A 13,166-nucleotide genomic window follows, 5' to 3' on the forward strand; every position below is an offset into this window, starting at 1 on the left:
CCTATGCCCCCAGCAGGGCGTCGAGCTTGCCCTGCCGCTCAAGCATCGCCATGTCGTCGCTGCCGCCGATATGCCGGCCGTCGATGAAAATCTGGGGCACGGTCGTCCCGCCATTGGCGCGGTCCAGCATTTCCTGCTGCCTGGGCCCGCCCATGGTGATGTCATATTCCTCGAACGCCACGCCCTTTCCGTTCAGCAGCGCCTTCGCCCGGGCGCAATAGCCGCACCAGGCCTTGGTATAGATTTCGACCTTCGCCATGTCTTACTCCTTGATCGTCGAAATTGTGGTTCGGCGGCTGTTTGTCAATCGGCGCCGTCCGGCAGCACCCGCGCCCAGCACAGCAGATGAACGCTTGCCGCTCCGCCGCGTTTCAGCGCCCGGGCGCAGGCGGCCGCCGTTGCGCCGCTGGTCTGCACGTCGTCGATCAGCAGAACGGCGCGTCCTTTGAGCATATGACCCGGGGCCAGGGCGAAGGCGCCGCGAACCGCCTTCGCCCGCGTCTTCGGACTCATGCCGCGCAGGGGCCGGGTCCGGCGGGTGCGGAGCAGCGCATGATTGTCGACCGGCAAGCCGGTCAGCCGCGCCAGATGGCGGGCGATCAGCGCCGACTGGTTGAAGCCCCGCCACCACAAGCGCCAGCGGTGCAGCGGCACCGGCACGATGACGGCATCGCGCACCGCCGGAACCTGCCGCGCCATCTGCCTCGCAATCAGCCGCGCAAGACCGATCCGCCGCCCATATTTCAGCCGCAGCGCCACGGTGCGGGCGACATCGCCATAGGCCAGCACCGCCCGCGCGCTGTCATAGGGCGGCGGATCGGCCAGACAGGCTCCGCATTCCGCGCCATCCCCGCGGTCATAGTCGAAGGGAAGCCCGCAACGCGCGCAGCAGGGCGCGCCCAGGAACCGCATCCCGCTCCAGCAGGCGAGGCAGAAGGCATCATCCGCAGCCACGATCTCGCCGCAGCCCGGGCAGCGTGGCGGCAGGGCATAATCGACCAGCGGGCCGAGCGTGGTTTTGAGGAGCGGGACGCTCTTGTGAAGCAGGGCAAGGGACATCATCTCCCTTGTTCCCGCTCCTTCGCCCATGCACAAGGCCCCGATGACCAATCCCGACATCTTCGACCGAGCCCTGCGCGCCAAAAGGCGCGACCGGATGATGGCGCGCTTTGCCGAGCATGACTTCCTCTATCGCATGATGCTGGACGAACTGCTGGACCGGCTGGGCGACGTGCAGCGCGAGCTGAAGGAAGTGCTGGTGATCGGCTGCCCCGATGGCAGCGCGAGGGCCGCGCTGGAGGCGATGGGCAAGAGCGTCGTCTGCGCCGACCCCGGCTTTGCGGCGGCGAAGGCGCAGGGCGGCGTGCAGGCCGATGAAGACGCCCTGCCCTTTGCCGATGAAAGTTTCGACCTGGTGATCGCCTGCGGCACGCTGGACAGCGTCAACGACCTGCCCGGCGCGCTGATCCTGATGCGGCGGATATTGCGCCCCGACGGGCTGATGCTGGCTGCTTTCGCGGGCGCAGGCTCGCTGCAGCTACTCCGCGCCGCGTTGATGACGGGCGAAGGGGACCGGGCGGGGCAGCATATCCATCCGCAGGTCGACGTTCGCTCGGCGGGTGATCTGCTGGCGCGGGCAGGCTTTACCATGCCGGTTGCGGACGGCGAAGTGCTGACGGTGCGCTACGGCGATATATTGCGGCTGATGCGCGACTTGCGGGGCATGGGGGCCGGCAATGTGCTGGCTTCGCGGCCGCCCGCGTTGCGGCGGGACGTTCTGATCGGGGCCACGGAGCATTTCGCGGCGGCGGCCGACATCGATGGGCGGACGGCGGAGCAGATGGCCGTCATCTATCTTAGCGGATGGAAGGCCGATCCCAGCCAGGCGCAGCCCGCGCGACGGGGCAGCGCGACCGTTTCCCTGGCGGAGGCGCTGAAGCCGAAGCATTGACGGCGGTGAAAATGCAGCAAGGGGACTGTTCAATATGCCGCACCCATGCCCGCGTCCCTTTCCGAAATCCCCCATAATTCCGCCATTTTACCGATTGGCACACGTCTTGCGATTTTCCCCGGGCAACAACCGGAGACTTGCCAGCCGTGCCGACCCTATCCGACAGCGCCCCCACAAAGGCCAAGCAGCCCGATGAGATCTGGTTCACCCGCTGCCCCGTTCCGACTGCCACCGGCATCGCCTACAAGCTGGGCTGGCTGACCGAGAGCTTCGAGGGCGACGGCATTGCGCTGCGCACCTTGCAGGAGTCGGGATCGGAACTCGGCCGCCATCATTATGACCACCGCCTGCCCACGCTGATCCGCGAGGGCGGCAACATGCTGGCCATCGCCGCCCGCGCCCAGGGCGAGCCGACGAAGCTGATCGGCCTCACCTGGATCGAGGAGAGCCAGCTCATCCTAGCGCGGCCGGATTCCGGCATCCGCTCCGCCGCCGATCTCAAGGGCAAGCGGCTGGCCCTGCCCGGCTGGAGCCACAACGACATCCCCAGCCATGTGCGCGGCACCAGCATCGCGCGCGGCATGTCGCTCGCGGGCTATAAGGGCGCCCTGGCGTCGGCGGGGCTGAGCTTCGACGATGTAGAGCTGATCGAGACGCCCGACCGGCTGCGCAATATCGGCGGCAGCGGGCGCGACCTGCAACCACGCGGGTCGGGCCAGCGCAGCGGCGTCGGGCGGCTCTGGCCGATCGAGGCGCTGGTCGAGGGGAAGGTCGACGCCATCTATGTGAAGGGCGCCGCCGCGCTGGATCAGGCGCGGGAGAACGGTCTGGTCGTCGCCATCGATCTCGACGCCCTGCCCGACCCACGCTTTCGCGTGAACAACGGCACGCCGCGACCGATCACGGTCCATCAGAGCCTGATCGACGATCATTTCGACCTGCTGGTCCGCTTCCTGGCCGTCACCCTGCGCGCAGCCGATTGGGTCGCGGAGCAGCCCGACCGGCTGCGCGACATCCTCGAATATGAAACGGAGGGCAGCGCGCAGGCCGTCGACCAGGCCTATGCCCGGCTGCACGAAGGGCTGCACCCGACATTGGACGACGAACGGCTCGCCCTGTTCGACCTTCAGAAGAAGTTCCTGTTCACCCACGGCTTCCTCGATGCGGATTTCGCCCTGTCCGACTGGGTCGATCCCCGGCCGCTGGAGGCCGCCCGCGCCCTCAACGCCCAGCGTCCCCAACCTGTCGCCATTCCAGCCTGAAAGGAAATAAGCATGTCTGACACCAACGGACTTTCAAGGGAAACGATCGGCTTCGTGCTGCAGACGGAGAAGGACGCCCGCCGCGCCTTCCGCGTCCTGCGCGAGACCCATACCATCTCGGCCAGCGGCACCCTGTTCTTCGCGGTCCGCATCCCCGGCGAAGACAAGATCATCACGCTGAACTATGCCGGTCTGTGGGAAGACGATCCCGATCAGGCCGTCACCAGCGTCATCGGCTTCGACGGCACGCTCCATTGGGGCAACGCACCGGGCGGCGCGGCGCGCTACCTCAAGATCTTCAAGAAATATCCGGACTTCCAGGCGATCAGCCACGTCCACACGCCGCATCTGGGCGCCTATTCGCAGGCGCATTCGGAACTGCCGCTGCTGTACGTGCCCAACCGCCGCTTCCGCTTCACCGCGCAGCTTCCGGTCTATATCAACCGCCGCCAGCCTGAGCCCGACTTCATCCTGGAAGCGATCGAGCAGGATAGCGAAGTCCCCGGCATCGTGGAGGCCAATGGCGGCGCGACCATCTGGAGCTGGAAGGGGCTTCGCGACCTCACCAACACCATCGTGCTGCTGGAGGAAGGCGCGCAGTTCCAGATATTGGGGCAGGCGCTCGGCGGGTCAAAGCCCTTCGGCCCCGGCGTGCTGGAGCAGCAGTGGAAGATGGGCAAGCTGGTGCCGCCCGACGCCCGCGTCGATGATGACGGCACGATCCATCTGCCTGAAACCGCGCAAGCCGCCGAATGATGTTTGAAGTCCGGCGCCGTTGCTGACGCATTTGCGCGGTTAATCGGACCAGACCCCTCCCGTTCGGCTGAGCCTGTCGAAGGGCCCTCCTTCTCCTGAAGAAGTGAAGGGCTTCGACAAGCTCAGCCCGAACGGAGGTGAGGTGGTTCCGGTCAACCGCGCCATGCTCCAGCAGCGGCGTCGCTTTCCGGAGCGATCCCATGTCCCAGAAGAAGCGCCAGCTTGCGCTCGCCGTTTTCCTGACCCGCCACGGCCATCATCCCGGCGCCTGGCGCCAACCGGGCACCGCCGATACCGGCAAGCCCGATTTCCGCTATTGGGCCGGCCTCGTCCGCACCGCGGAGCGCGGCAAGCTGGACGCCGCCTTCTTCGCGGATTTCGTGGGACAGAGCGGCGACAGCACCAAGGGGATCGCCCGGCGGCATGCTTTCCTCGATTTCGAACCGCTGACCGCAACGGCGGCGCTGGCCAGCATCACCAGCCATATCGGGCTGGTCGCGACGGTGAACACCAATTTCGAACAGCCCTATGCGCTGGCGCGGCGCTTCGCCTCGCTCGACCATATCAGCGGCGGACGGATCGGCTGGAACATCGTGTCCTCGCTGGCGGACGGCGCGGCGAAAAGCTTCGGCATCGACCAGCCCGCCAGCCATGCCGAACGCTATGCCCGCGCCCATGACTTTGTGGAGCTGGCCAAGGCGCTGTGGGACAGTTGGGAAGACGACGCCTTCGAGGGCGCGGACAAGGACAGCGGCATCTACCTCAATGCCGACGCCGTGCATCCGGTCCATTATCGCGGGCCCTATTACGGCATCGACAGCGTGCTCGACATGCCGCGCCCGATCCAGGGCTATCCGGTCTTCGCGCAGGCCGGCAATTCGGAGGTCGGCCGCGATTTCGCCGCCCGCCATGCCGAGATGATCTATGCCGCCGCCCAGTTCATCGAGGATGCGCAGGCCTTCTACAAGGATGTGAAGACGCGGGTCGCCGGTTACGGCCGCGATCCCGATACGCTGAAGGTGATGCCGGGCCTGTCCTTCACCATCGGCTCCAGTCTTCAGGAGGCGCAGGACAAGTTCGGCGCGCTGGAGGAGAAGGTCGATTTTTCAGGCGACCTCAATTTGATGGGGCATGACGTCAGCGCCTATCCGCTCGACGGGCCGCTACCCGACCTGCCGGAGCCGGAGAACGGCAAGGGCCGCTGGCGGCAGCTCACCGCGCTGGCGCGGCGCGAGAATCTCAACATCCGCCAGCTTTTCCTGCGCTTCAACGCGGTGCGCGGGCATCGGGTGGTGCTGGGCACGCCGGTCGACATTGCCGACCAGATACAGGACTGGTTCGAGCGCGACGCCGCAGACGGTTTCAACCTGATCCCGCCGCTGTTGCCAAGTTCGCTGGAGGATTTCGTGGACCTTGTGGTGCCGGAACTCCAGCGGCGCGGGCTGTTCCGGACGGAATATGAGGGCACGACGCTGCGCGAGCATCTGAACCTGCCGCGTCCGGAGAATCCGAATGAGCGGCACGCTCCCGCCGAAGCCGTTCTGGAGTCCGCCGCCTAGGACTGTCCTGCTCCTGCCGGCGCAGGAGCATATCCTACCAACATCGAAAGGATTGCCGAATGAGCAACACACTCGACACGCTCTGGTACACGCGCTGCCCGGTGCCGACCGGCCTTGGCATCGCCATCCAGCAGGGCTGGCTGGAGGAAGCCTTCCGCGCGCAGGGCACCAGCCTGTCCTCGCTGCTCGAATCCAGCGATTTTTCCAAGCGGGAGTCGCATTTCTCGCACACCGTCCAGAACAGCGTGCGCCATGGCGGCAATATCCCGGCGATCAGCGCGAAGGCGCGGGGCCGCGACACGCGGGTCATCGGCCTGTCCTGGGCGGACGAGACGCAGTTGATCCTGGCCAGCCCGGAGTCCGGCATAGAGACGGTGCGCGACCTGAAGGGCCGCCGCTTCGGCCTGCCCAACTGGAAGAATGTCGAGATCGACTTCACCCGCGCCCAGGCCATTCGCGGCCTTGAGAATGCCTTGCGGCTGGAGGGACTGGAAGTCTCCGACGTCGAGATCGTCGATCAGGACATCGAGACTCATTATAGCGACGGGCAGGCACAGACGGTCGGCGGCACGCTTGCCTGGAACGGGCGCAGCACCAGCCGGGCGCGGGCCAATAATCTGGAACTGATCGCCCTGCTGCGCGGCGAGGTCGACGCGATCTTCCTGAAGGGCGCGAGCGGCGCCCAGATCGCGCATCAATTCGGGCTCAAGACGGTGATCGACACCGGCATCCATCCCGATCCGCTGGTGCGCTCCAACAACGGCACGCCGCGCACGCTGGCGGTGGACGGGCATCTGATCGACCATCATTTCGACGCCGCCGTCACCATCGTCGAGCAGGTGCTGCGCGCCGAACGTTGGGCGCAGTCCCACCCGTCCGACGTCCGCCGTTATCTCGCCCGCGAAACCAACAGCAGCGAATATTGGGTCAGCATCGCCTATGGCGAGGACGCGCAGACGAAGCTGAAGACCGACCTTGCCGAACAGTCGGTCACGGCAATCCAGGACTTCACCAACTTCCTTCACCGCTGGAACTTCATCCCGCAAAGCTTCGACGTGCGCGACTGGATCGACGCCCGTCCGCTGGAAGCGGCGCAGTCGCTCGCGCTCGCAAGCTGAACGGAACCATGGGGGAGAGAGGATTTCCGCAAGGCAGCCCGTTGCTGCGCTGCCTTGCCATCTATGGCGAGATGCCGGGCCGGTTTGCGCTGACCGCGGTGCTGCTGGCCGCCGTCAACGTCGCGCTGGTCGGCCAGCAGGTGATGGTCGGCCATGCCGTGCAGGAAGCGCAGCATGGCAGGCTGGTCGCTGCCGGTCCGGACGGGGTGCTGCATTATGACCGCGCCTGGTTCTGGGTCGCGCTGCTGATCGGCCTCTCGCTGGCGCGGGCGGCGGTGCAATATGGCGCGGGCCTCCTCTCCCTCTCCATCGGCCAGCGGCTGCTGACCATCCTGCGCGGGCGGATATTGACGCAGATACAGCGCCTCGACCTTGCCTATCACTGGCGCCATGGCGTGGGCGAGATGGTGACGCGCATGACCCGCGACGCGGACAAGGTGCGCGACGCGCTGATCAATTTCTGGCGGCAGATATTCGAAACCGGGCTGATCGTCGCCATCTCGCTTGGCCTGCTGGCGCTCTATTCGCCCTGGCTCGCTCTGGGTCCGCTGGTCCTGCTGGCGATCGGCATCGGCCTGCTCTGGTCGGAAGCCGACACGCTGGTGGCGCTCGACCGGCGGATCGGGGATGCCTATGACGCGGTGACGCAGGACCTGTCGGAAGGCGTCAACGGCGTCCGCGTCATCAAGGCTTTCTCGTTGGGCGAGGCGCGCGCCGAGCGCTTCCGCCGCCATGTCGACCTGTTCCGGGTGGAGGCGCGGGCGGCGATCCGCCACGCCTGCCGCAGCATTCCCCTGCCCCAGACGATCATCGCCCTGTCCCATGCCTGGGTGCTGGGCCTGGGCGCCTGGATGGTGGCGCATGGCGCGCTTGGCCTGGGCGCGCTGGTGGCGGCGATGCTGGTCGTCAACACGCTGGTCCTGCGGATCGAGAGCATCGGCCGCCTGCTGCAAGTGATCGCGGACGCCCGCGCTTCGGCGGCGCGCATCTGGGAAGTGCTGGACGCGGAGCCGGTCATCAATTCGGGCAGTGCGCCGCTGCCCGAAGGCCCGATCGGTTTCCGCCTGTCGCATGCCGCCGCCTCGCCCTTGGGCGACGGGGCGACCGTGCTGCGCGACCTCAGCCTTGCCGTGCAGCCGGGCGAGGTGGTGGCGCTGGTCGGCGCGACCGGATCGGGCAAGAGCATCCTCACCGCCCTGCTCCCCCGGCTGGTGGAGGTGGACGAGGGCCGCGTCGAACTGGGGTCGGCGGAAACCGGCTGGCGGGACGTGCGGACGAGCGACCTGCATGCGTTGCGCCGCCGCGTCCATGTGCTGCCGCAGGAAAGCTTCCTCTTTTCCGACACGCTGGCCGCCAATCTGCGCCTCTGCGCGCCCGATGCGACCGACGACGAGTTGCGCGCGGCGCTGGACAAGGCGGCGGCTGGCGAATTGCTGGCCCGCCTTGAGGACGGGCTGGAAACGCGGGTGGGCGACCGGGGCGCGACCCTTTCGGGCGGCCAGCGCCAGCGTGTGTGCCTGGCCCGCGCATTGCTGGCGGACGCGGACATATTGGTCCTGGACGACGCCACCAGCGCCCTCGACGCCCAGACCGAAAGGCGGGCCATCGACAATATCCGCAAGCTCCGCGCCGAACGCCCGGTCACCCTGCTGATCGTCGCCAGCCGCCTGTCGACCGCGCTCGCCGCCGACCGGGTGGCGGTGCTGAGCGGCGGCCGGATCGTCGCGGAGGGCACGCATGAGCAATTGTCGCAGGACAGCGCCGCCTATCGCGACCTGATGGGACTGTAAGACAGATGAACGCATTCAGAGGCGACAGCGCCCTGTCCGACATCGAGCTGGAGGAGAAATTCTCCCAGCGCAGCCTGAACCAGAGCGTGGTCGAACGGCTGATCCCGCTGCTCGCGCCGATCTGGCGCCCCATCGCGGCGGTCATCGGCATAGAGATGGTGCAGGTGCTGGCGATCTTCGCCCGGCCGCTGCTGATCGGCCTCGTCATCGACCAGGGGCTGCGCCATGCCGAGACCAAGGCCGGAGGCGGCATCGACGCGCCGCTGATCGCCTGGGCCTGCGCCGGGCTGGCGGCAAGCTGGGCCGTGCGTTTCGCGCTGGGCGGCCTGTCGCAATATTGCGCCGGGATCGCGGCGATCCGCCTGCTCAACGACCTGCGCACCCGCGTCTTCGCCCATGTTCAGACGCTGAGCGTCGGCTATTTCGACCGCACCAAGGCGGGCCGCATCATCGCCCGCGCAGACCGCGACGTCGACACGCTGGAACCGCTGCTGATCCAGGGACCGCCGGAATTCCTCTCCGCCCTGTTGCGGCTGTGCCTGTCCGGCTTCCTGCTGTGGCTGATCGCGCCGGTGCTGCTCGCGGGGCTGGTGGCGGTGGTGCCTGTCCTGATCGCCGCCACCTTCCTCTTCAAGCGGGTGGCGCAGCGCAGTTGGGCCAAGGTGGCCGAAAACCGCAGCCGCTTCACCGCCCATCTGGTCGAGACCGTGGCTGCCGTCCGTCTGATCAAGCAATCGGGCCGCGAGCAGGAAAATCTGACCAAATATCAAAGGCTGCTGGAGGACTTCAATTCCTCCCTGATCTACGGCTCCGTCCGCTCGGGCTGGTTCGCGCCCTTTACCGGCCTGCTCACCACGGCGGGCCTGGCGCTGACGCTGGTCGTTGGCGGACGCGGCATCGCGCTCGGCACGCTCACACTGGGCGAACTGACGCAAAGCCTGTTCTACGTTTTCCTCTTCCTTGCGCCCTTGCAGGAATTCAGCGACCTTTTCGAACGTTTCGCCAACGGCACCGCCTGCGCCCAGCGCGTCTTCCTGCTGCTCGATACGCAACCCGACATCGTGGACCGGACCGATGCCGCCGTCCTCGACGCGGTGGAGGGCCGGATCGAGTTCCGCAATGTCCGTTTCGGCTATCGTCCCGGCCAGCCTGTCATTCGCGACCTCAGCCTGGATATAGAAGCGGGCGAGCTATTGGCGATCGTCGGTCCGACCGGCCATGGCAAAAGCACGCTGGTCCAGTTACTGACCCGTTTCTACGATGTGGACGAAGGGTCGATCCTCCTGGACGGGCAGGATATTCGCGCCGTTTCCGAACGCAGCCTGCGCCGCCATATCGGCGTCGTGCTTCAGGACAATGTCCTTTTCGGCGGAACGGTGCTGGAAAATCTCCGTCTCGCGAGGCCCGAGGCCAGCGACGAAGAACTGATCGCGGCATCGAAACGCATAGGCGCGGATGAAGTGCTCGATGCTTTGCCCCACGGCTATGCGACCCATGTCGGTCCGCTCGGCAGCCAGCTCAGTCAGGGACAGCGGCAACTGGTTTGCCTTGTACGCGCCTATCTCGCCGATCCATCAGTGCTGATCCTGGATGAGGCGACCTCCGCCATCGACGTCAGCACCGAAAGGCGCATCCAGCGGGCCTTGCGGGTGCTGTGCGAGGGGCGAACCTCCATCGTCATCGCCCATCGCCTGGAAACCATCCGATCGGCGCACCGCATCGCCGTCATCGAAAATGGCGGGGTGCGGGAAATCGGATCGCACCGCTCGCTGCTGGAAAGCGGCAGACGTTACGCCGCCATCTATCGGGCGCATGAGGAAACAGCGGTCTTGATGGAGCAGCCAATGGCGGCTGCCCTGCCCTGATGCACGATCAGGGCGTGGAATCGCGCCTGTCCTTTTCCGGATAATCCTCCGGCTTCACCTGCCCGACCACCGGACGATCCTCTACCCGTTCCTGATCCTGCCCACCGGTCGTCCGGGGGTCTTCCTCTTCGCGCCCGGGCAGGGCGTCGCCCAGCGGTCCCTTGGGCGTCCGCGCCTTTTCGGGCGCATGATCGCTGTCATTCCGATCCATCGCTCGCCTCCACTTTTTCGGCAGTGCCGGGTTCGGCCATCTTGCGATGCCGCTCCGCCAGTACGCCCGCCGGCGTGACATGCGCGGCGGCAGCCTGCAGCTTGTTCTTCCAGCCGGACACGATATGCGCCTTCCCGTCCATCAGCGCGTCCCAGCCGTCCCTGGCGACCTTGGCCGGATCGTCCTTCTCGTCCGCGCCGACCTTGGTGTCCAGCATCTCGGCGCGGTCGAAGAACTCGGTCTCCGTCGGGCCGGGCATCAGGTTGGTGATGGTGACGCCATCGGCATCCTTGATCTCGTTCCGGACCGCATCGGCGAAACTGTCGATGAAGGCCTTTGTGCCATTATAGACCGCCTGGAAGGAGCCGGGCATGAAGCCGGCGATCGATCCGGTGACCAGCACCTTGCCCGCATTCCGGGCGACCATCGGCCGCAATATCTGCTGGAGCAGGTAAACGGTGCCCGTGATGTTGGTGTCGATCACCCGGCGCCAGTCTGCCACGTCCTGCTCCAGAAAGGCATGGCCCAAACCCCGCCCCGCATTGGCGCAAAGCAGGTCGACCCGCCGCCCGCCGGTACAGGTGATCAGGCGGTCCACCCCTTCCATGGTGGAAAGGTCGGACTCCACCGCCTGCACGTCGACGCCATGACGCCGAAAGTCGTCCGCCGCCGCATGGATCAGCGGTTCGTTGGCCACCACCAGCAGATCATAGCCGTCCTGCGCGGCGAGATGCGCAAGTTCGAAGCCGATGCCGGTCGACGCACCGGTCACGATCGCGAATTTCTGCGAAGCCATATGCTTCTCCTTTCAGGCGTCCCGGGCGGGCTGCATGCCCCGCTTCAGGACGATCTTGGTCACTTCGTTCTGCCTGTCGTGGAACATGCGATAGCCCTCCGCCGCCTGCTCCAGCGGCAGGCGGTGGCTGATCAGGAAGGTCGTATCGATCTTGTCCTCCATGATCGCGTTCAGCAGGCCGGGCATATAATGCTGCACATGGGTCTGGCCGGTCTTCAGCGTCAGCCCCTTCTCCATGAAGGCGCCCAGCGGGAATTTGTCGACGAAGCCGCCATAGACCGCCGGCATGGAAACCCGCCCGCCCTTGCGGCAGGCGAGGATCGCCTGCCGGATCGAATGGGCGCGGTCGGTTCCCATGAAGGTCGCCACCTTGATCTGGTCCCAGACATTGTCCGCGAAGAAGCCATGCGCCTCCAGCCCGACGGCATCGATGCAGGCGTCGGGGCCGATGCCGCCGGTCATCTCCATCAGCGCTTCATAGGTCTTGCTTTCCTCATAATTGATCGTCTCCGCGCCGAAGCGGCGGGCGAGTTCCAGCCGGTGGGGGAAATGGTCGATGGCGATCACCCGCTCCGCCCCCATGAGGAAGGCGGACTGCACCGCGAACAGGCCGACGGGGCCGCAGCCCCAGACGGCGACGGTGTCACCCGGCTCGATCTGCGCATTTTCGGCGGCCATCCAGCCGGTCGGCAGGATGTCGGACAGGAACAGGACCTTGTCGTCGTCCACCCCATCCGGGACGACGATGGGACCGACATCGGAAAAGGGGACGCGAACATATTCCGCCTGTCCCCCCGCATAGCCGCCCGTCATGTGGCTGTATCCGAACAGGCCCGCCATGGGCTGTCCGTAGATCGCCTGGGCGATGTCCTGATTGTCGGCGGGCAGGCCGTTGTCGCAGGCCGAATATTGATGCTTGCCGCAATGGAAGCAGCTTCCACAGGATATGGTGAAGGGCACGACCACCCGCTGCCCCTTCTTCAGCGTCGAACCCGGCCCTGTCTCCACCACTTCGCCCATGAATTCGTGGCCCAATATGTCCCCCGCCTTCATCGTCGGGATATAGCCGTCATAGAGATGCAGGTCCGATCCGCAGATCGCGGTGGAAGTGATGCGGATGATCGCGTCGCGGGGATTGACGATTTCGGGATCGTCCACGGTTTCGACCCGGACATCATGCTTGCCATGCCATGTGAGCGCGCGCATCAGGTGCCTTCCTCTTCATATTCACGGCGGTTGCGCGCGCTGGTCGCGATCTCGCCGGTTTCCATCAGTTGCTTGAAGCGCCGCAGGTCGCGGCGCGCCTGGATGGCCGGTTCGCGCTGGAACATCTTGGCGATGGCCTTGCCGATGAAGCCGCCGGGCGGATCATAGAGGATCGTCGCCGTCACCCAGCACCCCCGGCCGCCCGGCGCGTCGCGAAAATCCACGCGGCCGCTATTGGGCACGTCCGCGCCCTCCTCGGAAGCCCAGGCGATGGTTTCGCCCGGACGATCCTCCGTAATGGCGGATACCCATTCGACGGTGCTTCCGGCGGGCGCCTTCACCACCCAGCGGGAACGGCGATCGTCCAGAGGTTCGACAGCGACGACATTTTCCAGAAACAGCGGAAGATTGCCGACGTCGCGCCAGAAGGCATATAGCTCCTCCCGCGGCCGGTCGATCGTCACCGTCTTGCCGATCAGATCGTCGCCCTTCGCTTCCACCAGGCTGTCGGCGGCCTGCGCCGCCGCATCATCCTGTTTCGCCGTGGTGAGCGGTGCGTCATCACTCATGCTGACCCTCCTTGAAAGGTCAGACAGCAACCAGTTCATCCGCTCCGCCGTTCCGCCCGACCCCGGCCGAAAAGCGGCAAAAC

The 13,166-nt window shown here is 66.2% G+C and carries 13 protein-coding genes; 7 read left to right on the forward strand and 6 right to left on the reverse strand.

What is annotated here, in order from left to right; translation table 11 throughout:
* Window position 1 precedes the first annotated feature (1 nt).
* Complete coding sequence (grxC, locus tag EWH10_RS01645; protein ID WP_025547737.1) at window positions 2-259, reverse strand: glutaredoxin 3; 258 nt, start codon at window positions 257-259, stop codon at window positions 2-4.
* Window positions 260-303: 44 nt separating this feature from the next.
* Entirely contained in the window at window positions 304-1,062 is a 759-nt protein-coding gene (locus EWH10_RS01650) for a ComF family protein (protein WP_025547738.1), read from the reverse strand.
* Between the two features lie 40 nt (window positions 1,063-1,102).
* Here EWH10_RS01650 and EWH10_RS01655 point away from each other — a divergent pair, with 40 nt between their 5' ends.
* The 7 genes from EWH10_RS01655 (at window position 1,103) to EWH10_RS01685 (ending at window position 10,301) form a co-directional block, all read left to right on the forward strand.
* Window positions 1,103-1,951, forward strand: a complete 849-nt coding sequence (locus EWH10_RS01655; protein WP_044662739.1) for a class I SAM-dependent methyltransferase — start codon at window positions 1,103-1,105, stop codon at window positions 1,949-1,951.
* Window positions 1,952-2,097: 146 nt separating this feature from the next.
* On the forward strand, window positions 2,098-3,213 hold the full coding sequence (locus tag EWH10_RS01660) for an ABC transporter substrate-binding protein (RefSeq protein WP_044660016.1): 1,116 nt from the start codon (window positions 2,098-2,100) through the stop codon (window positions 3,211-3,213).
* Window positions 3,214-3,225: 12 nt separating this feature from the next.
* On the forward strand, window positions 3,226-3,969 hold the full coding sequence (locus EWH10_RS01665) for a class II aldolase/adducin family protein (protein ID WP_044660017.1): 744 nt from the start codon (window positions 3,226-3,228) through the stop codon (window positions 3,967-3,969).
* A 200-nt stretch (window positions 3,970-4,169) separates the two neighbouring features.
* Window positions 4,170-5,528: an LLM class flavin-dependent oxidoreductase gene (locus EWH10_RS01670; protein WP_044660018.1), complete on the forward strand. Its 1,359-nt coding sequence runs from the start codon at window positions 4,170-4,172 to the stop codon at window positions 5,526-5,528.
* 59 nt (window positions 5,529-5,587) lie between these two features.
* On the forward strand, window positions 5,588-6,646 hold the full coding sequence (locus tag EWH10_RS01675) for an ABC transporter substrate-binding protein (RefSeq protein WP_025547746.1): 1,059 nt from the start codon (window positions 5,588-5,590) through the stop codon (window positions 6,644-6,646).
* An 8-nt stretch (window positions 6,647-6,654) separates the two neighbouring features.
* Entirely contained in the window at window positions 6,655-8,436 is a 1,782-nt protein-coding gene (locus EWH10_RS01680) for an ABC transporter ATP-binding protein (RefSeq protein WP_044660019.1), read from the forward strand.
* Between the two features lie 5 nt (window positions 8,437-8,441).
* The gene (locus tag EWH10_RS01685; protein WP_044660020.1) at window positions 8,442-10,301 is read left to right on the forward strand and encodes an ABC transporter ATP-binding protein; all 1,860 of its coding nucleotides are present in this window, start codon (window positions 8,442-8,444) and stop codon (window positions 10,299-10,301) included.
* Window positions 10,302-10,308: 7 nt separating this feature from the next.
* Here the strand turns inward: EWH10_RS01685 and EWH10_RS01690 are convergent, their stop codons facing one another.
* From EWH10_RS01690 to EWH10_RS01705, 4 genes are read right to left on the reverse strand one after another with little or no spacing between them, the layout of a single operon-like run.
* The gene (locus EWH10_RS01690; protein ID WP_044660021.1) at window positions 10,309-10,512 is read right to left on the reverse strand and encodes a hypothetical protein; all 204 of its coding nucleotides are present in this window, start codon (window positions 10,510-10,512) and stop codon (window positions 10,309-10,311) included.
* Window positions 10,499-11,308, reverse strand: a complete 810-nt coding sequence (locus tag EWH10_RS01695) for an SDR family NAD(P)-dependent oxidoreductase (RefSeq protein WP_044660022.1) — start codon at window positions 11,306-11,308, stop codon at window positions 10,499-10,501. Before EWH10_RS01695 ends, EWH10_RS01690 begins: the two co-directional genes overlap by 14 nt.
* A gap of 12 nt (window positions 11,309-11,320) precedes the next feature.
* Window positions 11,321-12,514 carry a zinc-dependent alcohol dehydrogenase gene (locus tag EWH10_RS01700; protein ID WP_044660023.1) on the reverse strand — a complete coding sequence of 398 codons (1,194 nt, stop codon included), beginning with the start codon at window positions 12,512-12,514 and terminating at the stop codon, window positions 11,321-11,323.
* Window positions 12,514-13,083, reverse strand: a complete 570-nt coding sequence (locus EWH10_RS01705; RefSeq protein WP_025547755.1) for an SRPBCC family protein — start codon at window positions 13,081-13,083, stop codon at window positions 12,514-12,516. Before EWH10_RS01705 ends, EWH10_RS01700 begins: the two co-directional genes overlap by 1 nt.
* Window positions 13,084-13,166 lie beyond the last annotated feature (83 nt).

The organism is Sphingobium fuliginis (assembly GCF_004152845.1).
Lineage (GTDB): Bacteria > Pseudomonadota > Alphaproteobacteria > Sphingomonadales > Sphingomonadaceae > Sphingobium > Sphingobium fuliginis.